Genomic DNA, 17,153 nt, shown 5'->3' on the forward strand with positions numbered 1-17,153 from the left:
TGAGCACCCGAGAAGGCATGCTCGTCACGATGGGTATTTAATTAACGCTTTAACAAGCGCGAACCTAAAAAACCGCCGCACAGAGAAAGCAAGATCGCGCCACTGATTGGAACCAAGAACCACATTAAATAGTTTGGTTCCCATGGAAAATCAAATACCTGCCGCTGTAACAGCCAAAGCGCGGCTTCAGCCCCCGCCGCCGCCGCAATACCGGAAACTAACCCGAGTAATGCAAACTCACTCCATAATGTGCGGCGTAATAAGCGCATACCAGCACCGAGCGTGCGATAAACCGTTAGCTCCTGACGCCGCTGCTGCATGCCGACCTGAACCTGCGCCATCAGCAACAATACACCGCAGATAATCACCAAAATCACCATCACCTCTAATGCACGACTCACCTGCTGCAATACCTGCCCTGCTTGCTGCAAAATCGCACCAATATCCAACAAACTCAACGTAGGGAATTGACGATTCAACTGAGTCAGCAGGCGTTCATCACCGGTATAGCGAAAGCTGGTCAACCATGTTTGAGGCTGGTTATCTAGCGCATGCGGAGGGAAGATAAAATAAAAGTTCGGCCGCAGGCTTTCCCAATCCACTTTACGCAAACTGGTTATTTTCGCACTGAAGCTCTGGGTATCACCGCTGAAGCTCACCTCATCACCTAGACCTAAACCAAGGCGCTCTGCAATCCCCTGCTCTATCGATACCTCTCCAACGTTAGGAGGCCAATATCCCGCCGTTAATGGATTATGTTCAGGCAAATCAGTTTGCCATGTCAGATTGAGCTCACGATTGACGGCTTCGCCGCCCGGCGCATCTTCCGCAATCAGCTTCGTCGCCTGCTGACCATTAATTTCCGTCAGCCGTACCCGCACCACCGGATAAAACGTCCGAGCCTCCATTTGATGCTGACCAAGGAACGTCCTCACCTGTGGAACCTGCTGTTCCGTCATATTCAGTAAGAAATAATTTGGGCTATCCGGCGGCAGCTGTTGTTGCCAACGATCGAGCAGATCGCCACGCAGTACCAGCAGCAGAGCCAATAACATAAACGACAGCGAAAATGCCGCCAATTGGCTGATAGTTGCCGCTGGCTGGCGCAATAGCCGATTTACCGCCAGCCGCAGCGCCAGATTTTTCAATGTCAGACGACGTAGCAGTATTAATCCCCCCCAGCCGACCACGCTTAGCAACAGGGCTAACGCCAACATTCCTAGCAACAACGACCACAGCAGGGTGCTTAATCCAACCAGAGCAACTAACCCCGCCACTAATATCAACGCGGTAATCGGCAGGTAATAGCGCAGCGGCCACACAACACGAAATGCATCGCTACGCAACACGCGCAAAGGCTGAGTTGCCATCAGTTGACGGTAGGGTCTTAGCCCGACAATCAATGAAATCAGCGCCATGCCACCTAGCGCCCAAACCCAAGGCCAACCGCTAGCCGCGGGAAGCTCCGCAGGTAGCACTGGCGCAAGCAGGCGAATGAGCAGGCTTTCAAATAATAATCCCAGCACACTCCCGGCGCCCCCAGAAACCAGCAGCAACGCTAGCCATTGCCCTGCAATCAAACGTAGCAACGTTTTGCGTCCGGCTCCCAATGTTTTTAGGATCGCTACCAGTTCATAGCGGCTGCGGCAATAGTGATTCATTGCCACCGTCACCGCCGCTACTGCGAGTAATAAAGTCAGCAGCGCAGACAGTAAAAGGAACTGCTGCGAACGCTGTAACGATTTGCCTAATGTTCCGCCAGACTCCTCCAGCCCGAACAGCTTCTGATCGGCTTTCAACTGCGGTGTCAAATACTGAGTAAAACGCTGTATCGCATCGGCAGGGCCAGCAAACATGTAGCGATAACTCAAACGACTGCCCGGTTGTATAGCCCCAGTTTTCTCAACGTCAGCTAGATTGATCAAGATCCTTGGCGCAGTTTGAAACGGATTAAAACCGTTATCCGGCTCCTGCACGACAACACCCGCCACTTTCAGGGTAGTATCCCCCACGTCCAGATCATCACCGATTTTAAGATTTAACAGCGCCTGCAAGCGGGAGGCCACCAACACTTCTCCCGGTTCTGGCCGCAATCCGGCTGGGCGCGTAATCAACTCACCATAAAGTGGATACAGCGTATCCGTGGCCTTAACATCCGCTAACTGCGGTCTATCTCCTGCAAACGTCATTGTCGTAAATGACAGTTGGCGACTAACCGTTAGTCCATCCGATTTCGCCTGAGTTAGCCAATCTTCATTAGCTGGGTGCGCGCTGCGCAGCACTTTGTCACCCGCCAGAAAATCACGGCTCTGCTGGCTCAGTCCCCGTTCCATGCGATCGCTGATGCTGCCTAATGACAAAACACAGGCTACAGCCAGCGTTAGTGCCATCCAGACAATCAGCAACGAAGGCGATTTCCATTCACGCCAAAACCAACGCAGAATCATGCTTCCTCCTGCAAAACACCTTCCACCAAACGCATTCTGCGCTGACAGCGCGCCGCCAATTGCGGGTCATGCGTGACCAGAATCAGGGTGGTATCAAAATCGGTGTTGAGTGAGAACAGCAATTCTGCAATGCGGTCACCGGTATGGCGATCGAGATTGCCGGTTGGCTCATCAGCAAACAGCACTTTAGGTCGTCCGCTGAATGCACGAGCCAGCGCCACTCGCTGCTGCTCACCACCAGAAAGCTGCGCGGGTAGGTGATTCAAACGCTTGCCTAATCCCAACTGTTCTAAAAGTTGCACCGCCTGTTGGCGGCTTTGACGCTCGCTGTCACCACGCAACAACGCAGGCAACTGCACGTTTTCCAGTGCGGTTAACGTTGGCACTAACATAAATGATTGGAATACAAATCCGACGTCCTTCGCCCGCAGCGCTGCGCGTTTTTCTTCATCCATCAGATCTAAACGCTGCCCCAACAAAGAAATCTCTCCCGAGGTTCCGTCATCTAAGCCAGCTAAAATACCTAACAGCGTTGATTTACCCGATCCGGACTCACCAATAAGCGCTAATGTCTGCGCCGGTTTGACAACCAGCTCAACTCCGGTAAGGATGGATAACTGACTCTCACCCTGACCGACCTGTTTGGCTAAATGATGAACTTCAAGAACATTTTCCGTTGGCATATCCCTTTCCTTCTTCTATTCAGCCTGTTGTGTGGGCGGGCGATGGCCGCAGATACATTGCTGATATTAGGTGATAGCCTCAGCGCAGGCTATCAGTTATCTGTTGCTGATTCATGGGCTGCGCGTATGGCACAGCAGTGGCAAAAACTCACGCCGCCAATTACGGTCGTTAACGCCAGTATCAGCGGCGATACTGCCGAGCAAGGTTTAGCTCGCCTGCCGGCACTCTTGAAACAGCACCAGCCGCGCTGGGTGCTGATTGAGCTCGGTGCGAATGATGGGTTACGCGGTTTCGCACCCGCCGATATTGAAGCCAATTTAGATAAAATCATCACTCAGCTTCAGCAAGCCAAAACTCAACCTTTGCTAATGCAAATTCGGCTACCACCGAACTATGGACGCCGCTATACCGAAACCTTCGCGGCAATGTATCCACAGTTGGCAAAACGGTATCAAATCCCCTTAATTCCATTTTATATGGAGCAAGTCGCGCTAAAACCTGAATGGATGCAGCAGGATGGATTACATCCCAACGGCGATGCACAGGCGTTTATTGCGCAGTGGATGAGCGAACAGCTCCGCCCATTGCTGACGAATACCCATCAGTAATGTTTTAATTAAGCATCTTTAATGCCGAGTCAAAAGGTTTACATAGGTAAAGTTATGCAAAAAGCTATCCTTATCACCGGCTGTTCCAGTGGAATCGGACTCACAGCGGCACAGGATCTCCGCAACCGAGGGTATCGTGTGTTAGCCGCTTGCCGTAAGCCACAGGACGTCGAGGTGATGCGCGATCTGGGCATGGAAGGCATCGAACTGGATCTAGACGATAGCGCCAGCGTAGAACGTGCCGCCGCGGAGGTAATTCGTCTTACGGAAGGGCGCCTCTATGCACTGTTTAATAATGGTGGTTTTGGCCTGTATGGCCCGCTCAATACCATCAGCCGGTCTGAATTAGAAAGGCAGTTCGCCACCAACCTATTCGGTACTCATCAACTCACCCAGCTCTTGCTGCCGATCATGCTGCCGCACGGCGAAGGTCGAATTATTCAAACAAGCTCGGTAATGGGGCTGGTTGCCACGCCAGGACGTGGCGCTTATGCCGCCAGCAAGTTTGCCCTTGAAGGCTGGTCGGATGCATTACGTATGGAGCTGCATGGCAGTGGGATTCATGTCTCCCTGATTGAACCTGGTCCGATTAATACACGCTTTACTAAAAACGTGCATCAGATGGATAAAGACAAACCGGTGACGAATCCGGGGATTGCGGCGCGCTTCACCTTAACGCCTGACGCCATTTTGCCTAAACTGCATCATGCGTTAGAGAGCCATAAGCCGAAGCTTCGCTATCCAGTCACTCTGGTAGCCCATGCGCTTACCGTGCTACGCCGTATTTTACCAGGCCGTATGCTGGACAAGATCCTGAGCGGGAATTAATAGGTCGGCATTGTAAATAGCCGAATTACCCCCATATCGGTACATATGTTAAGCGTCTGAGAGAAACAAGAATGCTAAATAATTCCGTTATTAACGTCACTGAAGCTAACCTACACCAGACGCTGGAACATTCCGCGTCCATTCCAGTGCTGTTTTATTTTTGGTCTGAACGCAGCCAGCATTGCCTGCAGCTCAACCCTATTCTTGATAAACTGGCCTCTGAATATGCAGGTCAGTTTGTTCTCGCTAAGGTCGACTGTGACGCAGAACAAATGGTGGCATCACAGTTTGGTTTGCGCGCAATTCCTACCGTATATCTGTTCAAAGATGGCCAGCCGGTCGATGGTTTCCAAGGCCCACAGCCAGAAGAATTCATCCGCGAACTACTGGGTCGCTTCTTGCCAAAAGAAGAAGAGCTGAAAGCAGCTCAGGCCGCAGAGCTGATCGCAGAAGGTAAAATGGCCGAAGCATTACCTCTGCTGAAAGAAGCGCGTGCTCTGGATCCAAAACGCAGCGATATCGCCCTCACGCTGGCGGAAGTACAAATTGCCCTTAACCGCAGCGATGATGCTGAAGCCATACTGACGACAATTCCATTGCAGGATCAAGATTCCCGTTATCATGGTTTAGTGGCTCAGATTGAACTATTGAAACAAGCCGCGGACACCCCTGAAATCCAGCAACTGCAAAAACAGGTCGAAGCAGAGCCTGAAAACGCCATTATCGCCGTTCAACTGGCGTTACAACTGCATCAGGTCGGTCGCAATGAAGAAGCGTTAGAATTGCTAATGGCTCACCTACGTAAAGACCTCGCTGCTGCCGATGGCGCAGCCCGTAAAACGCTGATGGATATTCTGGCCGCACTGGGGAATGGAGATGCGTTAGCGTCTAAGTATCGGAAGCAGTTGTATTCGTTAATGTACTAAGTGCAGCCCATTCTTTAGGTTCTTCTAAGTTCGCACGGTGAATGGTTTCATCCGCTAATCGTGGTTTCATAAAACCATCACAGTAGGCATAAGGACAGAGAGCACCAGCAGTGGTCTCTGTCCTTCATCGTCGATGATGAACCAATACAGCGCTATATTCCTTACACTGTCATTTCGTAATCATTAGCATACAAAGTCTCAAACTATCGCTATCTCTACCCACACTCCAAACTATTTCCTTGTGATCCCCTTCCCAATTCCTATACAAACTCTCGCACAGCAACCCGAAAAAAAGACGCTCACTTAATAAATTAATTCATTGTTTTATTTGTTTTTTTATTCCTCTCGCGCTCACTGATACCGTTTCATCTGCCCCTTAAAATCCATTTGCATATACTTGTCTATACAAGTATATGTTAATCAATAACAGCTTTTGTTAAACACTAGTTAACTTGCACCCCCTGATATCTGAACTGATAACGCGAAAGGAAAATAAAAGTGACTCTCCCAAACCGACTGCGTGAAATCGATATCCGCGCTCCGCGTGGTACTCAACTGACTGCCAAGAGCTGGCAAACCGAAGCCCCTCTGCGCATGCTGATGAACAATCTTGACCCCGATGTAGCTGAAAATCCCCATGAATTAGTAGTTTATGGCGGCATTGGTCGAGCGGCCCGCAACTGGGAGTGCTACGACAAAATTGTCGAATCACTCAAAAATTTGAACGATGACGAGACACTGCTAGTCCAGTCTGGTAAGCCGGTAGGCGTATTTAAAACCCACAGCAATGCACCGCGTGTACTGATTGCCAACTCCAATCTGGTACCGCACTGGGCAACATGGGAACACTTTAACGAGCTCGACGCCAAAGGCTTAGCCATGTATGGCCAGATGACCGCCGGAAGTTGGATATACATCGGCAGCCAAGGCATCGTACAAGGTACCTATGAGACTTTCGTTGAAGCTGGACGTCAGCATTACAATGGCGATCTGACAGGACGCTGGGTGCTTACTGCGGGTTTAGGCGGTATGGGTGGAGCACAACCACTGGCTGCGACAATGGCGGGTCTCACTTCGCTGAATATTGAATGCCAGCAAAGCCGTATCGATTTCCGTCTCAAAACCGGCTATGTCGATGAGCAAGCCACGAATTTGGATGATGCATTGGCCCGCATCAAGCGATACACCGAGGCAGGTAAAGCGATCTCTATCGCGCTGTGCGGTAACGCAGCCGAAATTCTGCCTGAATTAGTTCGCCGTGGCATACACCCAGATATGGTGACCGACCAAACCAGCGCACACGATCCGTTAAACGGCTATCTGCCAAAAGGCTGGACATGGGAAGAGTACCGCGAACGCGCACAAAGCGAGCCTGCATTAGTGGTTAACGCCGCTAAGGAATCTATGGCAGAGCACGTGGTTGCGATGCTGGCATTCCAGAAAATGGGCATTCCAACTTTCGACTACGGCAACAACATTCGCCAGATGGCAAAAGAGATGGGCGTCGCCAATGCCTTTGATTTCCCAGGTTTTGTTCCAGCCTATATTCGCCCTCTATTCTGCCGCGGCGTAGGCCCGTTCCGTTGGGCTGCGCTATCAGGCAACCCAGAAGACATCTATAAAACCGATGCTATGGTGAAAGAACTCATTCCTGATGATGAGTACCTGCACCATTGGCTGGATATGGCACGCGAGCGGATTCATTTCCAAGGATTACCAGCACGTATCTGCTGGGTTGGCCTTGGCCAACGCGCCAAACTGGGTCTTGCATTCAACGAAATGGTTCGCAGCGGCGCACTGTCAGCCCCTATCGTGATTGGTCGTGACCACTTGGACTCCGGCTCAGTCGCCAGCCCAAATCGCGAAACCGAATCCATGCAGGACGGTTCTGATGCGGTTTCTGACTGGCCATTACTGAACGCCCTGCTGAACACCGCCAGCGGCGCGACTTGGGTGTCATTGCATCACGGCGGCGGCGTGGGTATGGGCTTCTCACAACATTCCGGCATGGTTATCGTATGCGATGGTACTGATGAAGCGGCGGAGCGTATTGCCCGAGTATTGCATAACGATCCGGCAACCGGCGTGATGCGTCACGCAGATGCAGGCTATGAGATTGCGATTGAATGTGCACGCGAGCAGGGACTCAACCTGCCAATGATTACCTCCGTTCAGGGGAAAAAATAATGTACGAATTAATGCTTCAGCCAGGAAAAATAACCCTTAGCCAGCTACGTGAGATCTATCATCATCCCGTTCATATTCAGTTGCATAGCAGCGCTCGCGATCCCATTCGCCAAAGCGTCGCCTGTGTTGAACGCATCGTTGCTGAAGGACGTACAGCCTATGGCATCAACACTGGCTTTGGTCTGCTTGCGTCAACGCGCATAGAAGCCTGTGATTTAGAAAATCTGCAGCGCTCTATTGTACTTTCACACGCAGCAGGCGTCGGCAGTGCCAACGATGACGCGGTAGTACGTTTAATCATGGTGATGAAAATCAACAGCCTAGCGCGCGGCTTTTCAGGGATCCGTGAAGAAGTTCTGGATGCCTTGATTGCTTTAGTCAATGCAGAAGTCTATCCACATATTCCCGTGAAAGGCTCGGTAGGTGCATCCGGTGATTTGGCTCCTCTGGCACATATGAGTTTAGTTCTGCTGGGTGAAGGCCAGGCGCGTTACCAAGGTGAATGGCTGCCAGCCACACAAGCGCTGGAAAAAGCCGGATTGAAGCCCATTCAGTTGGCCGCTAAAGAGGGGCTAGCGCTACTCAACGGCACTCAGGTTTCTACCGCTTATGCGCTGCGAGGCCTGTTCGATGCAGAAGATATGTTTGCTTCTGCTCTGGTGTGCGGCGGATTAACGGTTGAAGCCGTGCTAGGTTCACGCAGCCCATTCGACGCGCGTATTCATGAAGTACGTGGCCAAATTGGACAAATAGACAGCGCAGCCGCCTACCGCCATCTACTCGGCGAGCGTAGCGAAGTTTCTGATTCCCACCACAACTGCGGCAAAGTGCAAGACCCGTACTCATTACGCTGTCAGCCGCAGGTCATGGGCGCTTGTTTGACCCAAATCCGTCACGCTGCCGCCGTACTTGAAATTGAGGCCAACGCGGTTTCCGATAATCCGTTGGTTTTTGCTGAACAAAATGACGTGGTTTCCGGCGGTAATTTCCATGCCGAGCCCGTTGCAATGGCGGCCGATAATCTGGCGCTGGCGCTGGCTGAAATCGGAGCTCTGTCTGAACGTCGCACATCGCTGATGATGGACAAACATATGTCACAGTTGCCACCGTTCTTGGTCAACAACGGCGGCGTAAACTCTGGCTTTATGATTGCACAGGTCACCGCAGCCGCTTTAGCAAGCGAGAATAAAGCGTTGGCGCACCCATCCAGCGTTGATAGCCTGCCAACATCGGCTAATCAGGAAGATCATGTCTCAATGGCTCCGGCTGCTGGCCGACGCCTGTGGGAAATGGCTGAAAACGTACGTGGAATTTTGGCTATTGAATGGTTGTCAGCCTGTCAAGGGCTAGATTTTCGCAACGGCTTGAAAACAAGCCCGCGGCTGGAACAAGCACGCCAGCTGTTACGCGAAAGCGTGGCTTATTATGACAAGGATCGTTTCTTCGCCCCCGACATTGAAGCCGCCAGCCAGCTATTAGGTTCCGGCCAGCTTAAAGCGCTGATTCCTACCGCGCTGCTGCCTAGCCAAGCCTAAGCCCTATCTATATCACCCCAAGCGACGTCAAGATGCAGCCAATACGCCTACCTCTTGACGCGTGACGGGGTTAAACGTCTGCACAAATACACGCAGGGAATTTATCCCCTGCGTTGGTGGTCTGTACCTGCCAGCCACATAACAAAAATATGACGGGATAAAACATGCAAAATAATAATGAAACATCAGCCTTGCAACCTCACAACCCATCGCACCTCAAACGTGGTCTGAACGCTCGCCACATTCGTTTTCTTGCCCTCGGTTCAGCCATTGGAACCGGACTTTTTTACGGCTCAGCAGGCGCTATTCAGCTTGCGGGCCCTGCGGTGCTACTGGCCTATCTGGTGGGGGGGTTAGCCGTATTTATGGTCATGCGTGCGCTAGGTGAAATGGCGGTGCACCAACCCGTATCAGGTTCTTTCGGGCACTACGCCAGCCGTTACCTAGGCCCCCTAGCCGGATTTATTACCGGCTGGACATACACTTTCGAAATGGTGATTGTCGGTATGGCTGACGTTACCGCCTTCGGTATTTACATGGGGCTCTGGTTCCCCGACGTTTCCCAATGGATATGGGTTTTAAGCGTGGTTTGCTTTATCGGCGCTTTAAACCTTTGCAGTGTAAAAGTGTTTGGGGAAATGGAATTTTGGCTGTCACTGATTAAAGTGGTGGCTATTGTGGCCATGATCGTTGGTGGTGCAGCTATCATGATGTTTGGTTTTGGTCAGCACGAACAGGCGACTGGATTTAGCAATCTATGGCAACACGGCGGCTTTATGCCGAACGGTATCACCGGCGTTATCGCATCGTTAGCGGTCGTGATGTTTGCCTTTGGTGGAATCGAGATTATCGGCGTAACCGCCAGTGAAGCCCGCGATCCAGCCAAAGTGATCCCGAAAGCCATTAACACCGTACCCGTGCGCATCCTGCTTTTTTACGTGCTTACCCTGATGGTATTAATGGCTATTTATCCGTGGAACAGCATCGGCCAGCACGGGAGTCCATTTGTCGAGATTTTCAAAAGTCTGGGAATTAGCTCAGCGGCACACGTCCTCAACGTCGTGGTCATTACCGCAGCCATCTCCGCGATTAATAGCGATATTTTCGGTGCAGGTCGTATGATGTACGGCATGGCGCAAGATGGACAGGCTCCCAAATGCTTTACCAAACTCACCGCGGGCGGTGTACCTTGGATGACAGTGTTGGTGATGGCGATTGCGCTACTGACGGGCGTGGTGCTGAACTATCTGATCCCTGAGAAAGTATTCCTGATCATCGCCTCAATCGCGACTTTCGCCACCGTTTGGGTCTGGCTGATGATCCTGCTGTCTCAGGTCGCTATGCGCCGCCAAATGAGTAAAGAAGAAGCCGCAACGCTGAAATTCCCCGTCCCATTTTGGCCGTTAGCTCCAGCGCTGACCATCGCGTTCATGGCATTTGTCATCGCGTTGCTAGGGTACTTTGAAGATAGCCGAGTCGCTCTCGCCGTCGGCGTGGTGTGGATGGCATTCCTCACACTGGCATGGTGGATGTGGGTGAGAAAGCCCAAAAATGCTGAGTTGAACAATTTTACCACTGAAACCGAGACGGAAATCTAAGGCTATTCACGCCTCCTCTTATACAGGAGGAGGCGAAATTCACGATCGCGCTACAGCACCTTACTCAAAAATGCCGCCGTGCGTGGGTTTTGTGGCGCAGTGAAGATTTGTTCCGGCGTGCCCTGCTCCTGAATAATGCCTTGATCAATGAACACTACGCGATCGGCCACTTCACGGGCAAACCCCATTTCATGCGTCACAATCACCATTGTCATCCCTTCCTGCGCCAGTTTTTTCATCACTTCCAGCACTTCGCCAACCAATTCAGGATCGAGCGCAGACGTGGGTTCATCAAAGAGAATAATAGAAGGATCCATCGCCATTGAACGGGCGATAGCCACGCGCTGCTGCTGTCCACCGGACAAACTCGCAGGCCACGCATCAATTTTGTCGAGCAAACCCACTTTATCCAGCAAAATTTCTGCACGTTTTAGCGCATCGGCGCGAGACATCCCTTTTACCGACATTGGTGCCATAATCAGGTTATCCAACACTGTCATGTGTGGAAATAGGTTAAAACGCTGAAACACCATGCCTACGCTTTCGCGCATTTTATTCAAATTGGTTTTAGGGTTGTGAACGTCAAAGCCGTTCACCGACACTTCCCCGCCGTCAGGCTTCTCTAGCGCATTCAAACAACGTAAAAAGGTACTTTTTCCCGAGCCTGACGGACCAATGATACACACGACTTCTTGCGGCTTAATCTCACAGGAAATCCCACGTAGCACGTGTGTTTCGCCAAACTGTTTCTGCAAGTTATCAACGTGAATCACTTTTGCTCAACCTCTTTTCCATATGTTGCACCAGCAGCGACAGGATGAACGTTAGCATCCAGTAAATCACTGAAATTGTTAGATAGGGTTCCCAATAAGTGGCGTAGGCACCAGAGACTGTCCGCGCAGCGTAGGCCAAATCAGCTAATCCTATCGCCGATGCCAGTGAGGAATCTTTGACGATCGCAATCGCGTTGTTGCCTAGCGGTGGCAGAATGCGTCGGAACGCCTGCGGCAAAATCACTTTGCGCATGGTTTTGCCCCAGCTCATTCCTAGTGCACGAGATGCCTCCATCTGTCCGTGATCGATTGACTGTATCCCTGCACGGAATATTTCTGATACATACGCGCCCGCATTGAGTGTGATCGCCACAATACAAGAGAGAAACGCGCCGTAATCTGAACGTAGCATACGGGCGAAATCAGCCGACATCAGCCCGCTGGTAACCAATACGCCGTCACGCGGGTTTATCAACAGCGGAACCAGTGCAAAATGCACCACCATAATTTGCACAAACAACGGGGTGCCACGGAAAGCACTTACGTAGACGCGTACTGGCCACTGCACAAAATAACGCAGCACGATGCGCCACGGGCCGTTTTCTGCCTTTGCCATCCGCCCTAAACCTAACGTGAGCCCCCACAGCGTCCCTAAAATCACGCATATAATCGTGCATTTGATGGTCATCCACGCGCCTTCAGCAAACAGCGGGGCATATTCCTGAATGATTTCCCAACGGAATCCGGTCATACAGCTTTCCTGTTCATTGCAGCTTTTTTATTTATTACAACAGTCACAACAATCCTGTTTATCGTGAAAGGCTGTTGCGCCCGTTGATGAGCGCAACACAAGCGGTTTATTTGGTAGGAAGAACGGGAACGTTAGCATCAAACCACTGGGTATAGATTTTGGCGTAAGTACCATCGGCAACGATTTTTTGCAGGCCAGCGTTAATTTTGCCTAACAGCTCCTGATTCCCTTTTGCTACTGCAATACCAAAATACTGGCGTTCAAATTTGCTATCGGGCACCAATTTGAACTCTTTCTCTGGATGGTTCTTAATGTAGTATTTCACCACGCCTACATCCCCCACGGCAGCACCCAAACCGTCTTCATACAGTTCCTGCAACATCAGCGGCGTATTATCAAACCGTTTGATATCTGTACTATTTTTTCCCAATACATCGGATACCACGATATCGCCGGTGCTAGAATTCACCACCCCAACTTTCTGCCCTTTTAGCGCATTCACTGAATCCACCTTAGAGCCGCTAGGCACCACAATAGACTGCTCAGCAGGGAAATATGGCGTAGAAAAATCAACCATTTTCTGACGTTTGTCTGTAATAGTGATACCGGAAATAATGATGTCGCGGTCACCTGAGCTCAAAGTGGCAAAAATGCCTTCCCATGGCGTGTTAACCAGTTTGATATCAAAATTTTCAGCTTTAGCGATCGCTTTGATGATATCGATATCAAAACCTTCCAGCTGCTTTTGGCTATTTTCAAACTCGAACGGACGGTAGGTGCCACCGGAACCCACAACGTAAGTCTGTTGTGCCGCCATTGTCATGCCGCTCACCATTGCCGCTGCAAAGCATCCGGCCAATATCATCTTCTTCAACATGTCTGTCCCCTGATGTTAGGTTTTTTATTTATGCAGTTTTAATGCATAAAAATACACAACAAAGCATACCAACTCAATACCATTAGGCATAAAACCAAACCATTAGAATAAAAATTCAGTCATTGATCACATTTAAGCATTGGCTGTTGCAGAGAGTTTGTATAACAGAAGGAGATTTCACGCGGGAGTAAGTTAACCACGTTTTATTCGGATTAGAGGAATTTCAGGCTCCTCTTTCAAGGCTGGGATCCAGACATAACTTTACGCTTTATCGAACATCTTGAGAGATCGATTGCAAAATAAACAGATTTTTTGTGGCATAGTCATACTAGGTTTTGACAAAAAGGAGTGCATATGTTCCCAGAGTATCGAGATCTCATCTCAAGACTGAAAACAGAAGACGTCCGTTTTGCCACGCTCTTTCATGAGCATAACCAATTGGATCATACCATTCGAAGGGCCGAGAACCAGCCAAGAGCGCCGTTCAATGAGCAAATTGCAAGCATGAAGAGGGAAAAGCTCAGATTAAAAGATGAGCTCTATCAAATCCTGAAATCGTATGAAGACGAAGCGACAACCTGATAGCAACCCAAGCGGCTTTATTGGCGCAAACGCTTTGTTTTACGCAGACACTTTATTTACGCAGAATAGAAAAAACCCGCCAATTGGCGGGTTTTTTCATGAAGCTTAGTGCTCAGTAACGAATTACTGGCCTTTAACTTCTTTCAGACCGTTGAACGGAGCTGGAGTACCGGCAGCAGCCAGAGCTTCTTCGATACGAATCAGCTGGTTGTACTTAGCAACACGGTCAGAACGGCTCATAGAACCTGTTTTGATCTGGCCTGCAGCGGTACCAACAGCTAGGTCAGCAATGGTAGCATCTTCAGTTTCACCTGAACGGTGAGAGATAACGGCAGTGTAACCCGCATCTTTAGCCATTTTGATTGCAGCCAGAGTTTCGGTCAAAGAACCAATCTGGTTGAATTTAATCAGGATAGAGTTAGCAACACCTTTTTCGATACCTTCTTTCAGGATCTTGGTGTTGGTTACAAACAGGTCATCACCGACCAACTGGATTTTGTTACCCAGAACGTCGGTCTGGTATTTGAAGCCAGTCCAATCAGATTCGTCCAGACCGTCTTCGATAGAAACGATTGGGTACTGTTTGGTCAGTTCTTCCAGGAAGTGGGTGAACTCTTCAGAAGTGAAAGCTTTGTTGCCTTCGCCAGCCAGAACGTATTTACCGTCTTTGTAGAATTCAGAAGCAGCACAGTCCATAGCCAGAGTAACGTCTTTACCCAGCTCGTAACCTGCAGCTTTAACCGCTTCAGCGATAACAGCCAGAGCTTCTGCGTTAGAGCCCAGGTTTGGCGCATAGCCACCTTCGTCACCAACAGCAGTGTTCATGCCTTTAGACTTCAGCACTTTAGCCAGGTTGTGGAACACTTCAGAACCGATGCGAACCGCTTCTTTCAGAGTTTTAGCGCCAACAGGCTGGATCATGAATTCCTGAATGTCGACGTTGTTGTCGGCATGTTCGCCACCGTTGATGATGTTCATCATAGGCAGAGGCATAGAATATTTGCCTGGAGTGCCGTTCAGTTCAGCGATGTGCGCATACAGCGGCAGGCCTTTAGAGGCAGCAGCAGCTTTAGCAGCAGCCAGAGAAACAGCCAGAATGGCGTTAGCACCAAACTTGGATTTGTTTTCTGTACCATCAAGATCGATCATGATCTTATCGATGTTAGCCTGGTCTTTCGCATCTTTACCCATAACCGCCTGAGCGATTGGGCCGTTTACAGCGGCAACGGCTTTCAGTACGCCTTTACCCATGAAACGGGATTTGTCACCGTCACGCAGTTCCAGCGCTTCACGGGAACCTGTTGAAGCACCTGATGGTGCAGCAGCCATACCTACAAAGCCGCCTTCCAGATGAACTTCAGCTTCTACAGTTGGGTTTCCGCGTGAGTCGATGATTTCGCGACCAATGACTTTAACGATTTTGGACATTAGGTTTTCCTCGATACAAGTTAAACTAAAAACTCCAGACGACAGGCGCGGAACCCATGTTCCGCGCCCACCAGTATATTCACTTATTTTGCCTGACGCTTCTGGTACTCACCGGCCGCTTTAACAAAACCTGCGAACAACGGATGTCCATCACGCGGCGTAGAAGTAAACTCTGGGTGGAACTGAGAGGCCACAAACCACGGATGGTTTGGCAACTCGATAATCTCCACCAGCTTGTTATCTGCAGAGCGACCGGTCACACGTAGACCCGCATCTTCAATCTGTTTCAACAGCATATTGTTTACTTCATAGCGATGGCGATGACGTTCTACAATTGTCGGTGAACCATACATCTGACGAACTAAACTGCCTTCGACCAGATTACATTGTTGTCCACCCAGACGCATCGTGCCACCCAAGTCACTTTCTTCTGTACGTACTTCAACGTTGCCTTCTTCGTCACGCCATTCTGAAATCAGCGCAACAACCGGATATTTGCAGTCTGGTACAAACTCGGTAGAGTTCGCATCAGGCATGCCTGCCACGTTACGGGCAAACTCCATCAGGGCAACCTGCATACCCAGACAAATGCCCAGATATGGAATGTTATTTTCACGTGCATAGCGTGCAGTGGCGATTTTACCCTCGATACCACGGTAGCCGAAGCCGCCCGGTACCAGAATCGCATCCAGACCTTTCAGCAGTTCAACGCCTTTGGTCTCAACATCTTGCGAGTCGATCAGCTTGATATTCACGGTCACGCGATTTTTCAGTCCACCGTGCTTCAACGCTTCGATGACTGACTTATAAGCATCCGGCAATTCGATGTATTTACCGACCATACCAATGGTTACTTCACCACCAGGATTGGCTTCTTCGTAAATCACCTGTTCCCATTCTGCCAGATTTGCTTCCGGACAGTTTAAGCTGAATCGTTTACAAATGTAATCATCAAGTCCCTGAGATTTCAAGAGGCCTGGAATTTTATATATAGAATCAACGTCTTTCAGAGAAATAACGGCTTTCTCAGGAACGTTACAGAATAGCGCAATTTTTGCGCGTTCATTCGCAGGAACAGCACGATCTGAACGGCAAATCAGTACGTCTGGCTGAATACCGATAGACAGAAGCTCTTTAACAGAGTGCTGTGTAGGCTTGGTTTTCACTTCGCCAGCCGCAGCCATATAAGGCACCAGAGTCAGGTGCATATACATGGTGTGCTCGCGACCTACTTCTACCGCCATCTGGCGAATAGCTTCGAGGAATGGCAAGGATTCGATATCACCGACGGTACCGCCGATTTCAACCAAAACCACATCGTGACCTTCGCCACCTTCAAGGATGCGTTCTTTGATTGCATTAGTGATATGAGGAATAACCTGAACGGTCGCGCCCAGATAGTCACCACGACGCTCTTTACGCAGCACATCAGAGTAGATGCGACCAGTGGTAAAGTTATTGCGGCGGGACATTTTGGTACGGATGAAACGTTCGTAATGACCTAAGTCCAGATCGGTTTCTGCGCCGTCTTCGGTTACGAAAACTTCCCCGTGCTGGATAGGGCTCATGGTGCCCGGATCGACGTTGATATACGGATCCAGTTTCATCATGCTTACGTTGAGGCCACGGGCTTCAAGAATAGCCGCCAGAGAGGCTGCGGCAATGCCTTTACCCAGAGAGGATACAACCCCGCCGGTCACAAAAATATAATTAGTTGTCATGCTGAACCTGAGAGTTAGGTTTAAAGACGATGGAAGAACCAAGACGGGACAGTAGTATACCCGAACCTTTCATTTGCCACAAACGATCTCCGCACCTAAGTCATATTTGTTTGGGGTAAAAGGTATGACTAAATTGATTTATTCGTTTAATTACAATCGGATAAAATTTTCATTGGCAAAAAAAACCAATAAACGGGCGATATCAGGC

The 17,153-nt window shown here is 50.0% G+C and carries 14 protein-coding genes; 7 read left to right on the plus strand and 7 right to left on the minus strand.

The window, feature by feature from the left end; genetic code table 11:
* Positions 1 to 41: 41 nt before the first annotated feature.
* Together ybbP and ybbA are read right to left on the minus strand one after the other, a co-directional pair.
* Complete coding sequence (gene ybbP, locus M988_RS14660; protein ID WP_064574702.1) at positions 42 to 2,447, minus strand: putative ABC transporter permease subunit YbbP; 2,406 nt, start codon at positions 2,445 to 2,447, stop codon at positions 42 to 44.
* Entirely contained in the window at positions 2,444 to 3,130 is a 687-nt protein-coding gene (gene ybbA / locus M988_RS14665) for a putative ABC transporter ATP-binding protein YbbA (RefSeq protein WP_064574704.1), read from the minus strand. Before ybbA ends, ybbP begins: the two co-directional genes overlap by 4 nt.
* On the opposite strand from ybbA, the gene tesA reads away from it, so the two are divergent.
* The 6 genes from tesA to M988_RS14695 all read left to right on the plus strand — a co-directional run bounded on the left by tesA (position 3,101) and on the right by M988_RS14695 (position 10,813).
* Positions 3,101 to 3,739, plus strand: coding sequence for a multifunctional acyl-CoA thioesterase I/protease I/lysophospholipase L1 (gene tesA / locus M988_RS14670; RefSeq protein ID WP_039187229.1), 639 nt, complete (start codon positions 3,101 to 3,103; stop codon positions 3,737 to 3,739). The two genes, ybbA and tesA, sit on opposite strands and share 30 nt — an antisense overlap.
* A 54-nt stretch (positions 3,740 to 3,793) precedes the next feature.
* Entirely contained in the window at positions 3,794 to 4,567 is a 774-nt protein-coding gene (locus tag M988_RS14675) for an SDR family oxidoreductase (protein WP_008812672.1), read from the plus strand.
* A gap of 71 nt (positions 4,568 to 4,638) precedes the next feature.
* Entirely contained in the window at positions 4,639 to 5,493 is an 855-nt protein-coding gene (locus tag M988_RS14680; RefSeq protein WP_064574706.1) for a co-chaperone YbbN, read from the plus strand.
* 498 nt (positions 5,494 to 5,991) lie between these two features.
* Positions 5,992 to 7,680 carry a urocanate hydratase gene (hutU, locus tag M988_RS14685; RefSeq protein ID WP_064574709.1) on the plus strand — a complete coding sequence of 563 codons (1,689 nt, stop codon included), beginning with the start codon at positions 5,992 to 5,994 and terminating at the stop codon, positions 7,678 to 7,680.
* Positions 7,680 to 9,215, plus strand: a complete 1,536-nt coding sequence (gene hutH / locus M988_RS14690) for a histidine ammonia-lyase (RefSeq protein WP_004847121.1) — start codon at positions 7,680 to 7,682, stop codon at positions 9,213 to 9,215. The genes hutU and hutH overlap by 1 nt, the downstream gene beginning before the upstream one ends.
* Before the next feature lie 164 nt (positions 9,216 to 9,379).
* Positions 9,380 to 10,813, plus strand: coding sequence for an amino acid permease (locus tag M988_RS14695; RefSeq protein ID WP_061060319.1), 1,434 nt, complete (start codon positions 9,380 to 9,382; stop codon positions 10,811 to 10,813).
* Between the two features lie 50 nt (positions 10,814 to 10,863).
* Here the strand turns inward: M988_RS14695 and M988_RS14700 are convergent, their stop codons facing one another.
* From M988_RS14700 to M988_RS14710, 3 genes are all read right to left on the minus strand, one after another.
* Complete coding sequence (locus M988_RS14700) at positions 10,864 to 11,586, minus strand: amino acid ABC transporter ATP-binding protein (RefSeq protein WP_008812665.1); 723 nt, start codon at positions 11,584 to 11,586, stop codon at positions 10,864 to 10,866.
* A complete protein-coding gene (locus tag M988_RS14705) occupies positions 11,573 to 12,337 on the minus strand; it encodes an amino acid ABC transporter permease (protein ID WP_008812664.1) in 765 nt (254 codons plus the stop codon). The genes M988_RS14700 and M988_RS14705 overlap by 14 nt, the downstream gene beginning before the upstream one ends.
* A 106-nt stretch (positions 12,338 to 12,443) precedes the next feature.
* On the minus strand, positions 12,444 to 13,214 hold the full coding sequence (locus M988_RS14710; RefSeq protein ID WP_061060320.1) for a basic amino acid ABC transporter substrate-binding protein: 771 nt from the start codon (positions 13,212 to 13,214) through the stop codon (positions 12,444 to 12,446).
* A 354-nt stretch (positions 13,215 to 13,568) separates the two neighbouring features.
* Here M988_RS14710 and M988_RS14715 point away from each other — a divergent pair, with 354 nt between their 5' ends.
* Positions 13,569 to 13,796 (plus strand): HP1242/YdcH family protein, encoded by a 228-nt coding sequence (locus M988_RS14715; RefSeq protein WP_004847134.1) that lies wholly within the window; start codon positions 13,569 to 13,571, stop codon positions 13,794 to 13,796.
* A gap of 123 nt (positions 13,797 to 13,919) precedes the next feature.
* On the opposite strand, the gene eno is transcribed toward M988_RS14715, so the two are convergent.
* Complete coding sequence (eno, locus tag M988_RS14720) at positions 13,920 to 15,224, minus strand: phosphopyruvate hydratase (RefSeq protein ID WP_008812661.1); 1,305 nt, start codon at positions 15,222 to 15,224, stop codon at positions 13,920 to 13,922.
* An 83-nt stretch (positions 15,225 to 15,307) separates the two neighbouring features.
* A complete protein-coding gene (gene pyrG, locus M988_RS14725; protein WP_004847142.1) occupies positions 15,308 to 16,945 on the minus strand; it encodes a glutamine hydrolyzing CTP synthase in 1,638 nt (545 codons plus the stop codon).
* Positions 16,946 to 17,153: the final 208 nt, after the last annotated feature.

Source organism: Hafnia paralvei ATCC 29927, assembly GCF_001655005.1.
GTDB classification, from domain to species: Bacteria; Pseudomonadota; Gammaproteobacteria; order Enterobacterales; family Enterobacteriaceae; genus Hafnia; species Hafnia paralvei.

Excerpts from the sequence above, each read along its gene's own strand:
- M988_RS14705 (WP_008812664.1), bottom strand. The coding sequence starts at position 12,337 with ATGACCGGATTCCGTTGGGAAATCATTCAGGAATATGCCCCGCTGTTT.
- pyrG (WP_004847142.1), bottom strand. The coding sequence starts at position 16,945 with ATGACAACTAATTATATTTTTGTGACCGGCGGGGTTGTATCCTCTCTG.
- ybbP (WP_064574702.1), bottom strand. The coding sequence starts at position 2,447 with ATGATTCTGCGTTGGTTTTGGCGTGAATGGAAATCGCCTTCGTTGCTG.
- eno (WP_008812661.1), bottom strand. The coding sequence starts at position 15,224 with ATGTCCAAAATCGTTAAAGTCATTGGTCGCGAAATCATCGACTCACGC.
- hutH (WP_004847121.1), top strand. The coding sequence starts at position 7,680 with ATGTACGAATTAATGCTTCAGCCAGGAAAAATAACCCTTAGCCAGCTA.
- tesA (WP_039187229.1), top strand. The coding sequence starts at position 3,101 with ATGAACTTCAAGAACATTTTCCGTTGGCATATCCCTTTCCTTCTTCTA.
- M988_RS14695 (WP_061060319.1), top strand. The coding sequence starts at position 9,380 with ATGCAAAATAATAATGAAACATCAGCCTTGCAACCTCACAACCCATCG.
- M988_RS14715 (WP_004847134.1), top strand. The coding sequence starts at position 13,569 with ATGTTCCCAGAGTATCGAGATCTCATCTCAAGACTGAAAACAGAAGAC.
- M988_RS14680 (WP_064574706.1), top strand. The coding sequence starts at position 4,639 with ATGCTAAATAATTCCGTTATTAACGTCACTGAAGCTAACCTACACCAG.
- M988_RS14675 (WP_008812672.1), top strand. The coding sequence starts at position 3,794 with ATGCAAAAAGCTATCCTTATCACCGGCTGTTCCAGTGGAATCGGACTC.
- ybbA (WP_064574704.1), bottom strand. The coding sequence starts at position 3,130 with ATGCCAACGGAAAATGTTCTTGAAGTTCATCATTTAGCCAAACAGGTC.
- M988_RS14710 (WP_061060320.1), bottom strand. The coding sequence starts at position 13,214 with ATGTTGAAGAAGATGATATTGGCCGGATGCTTTGCAGCGGCAATGGTG.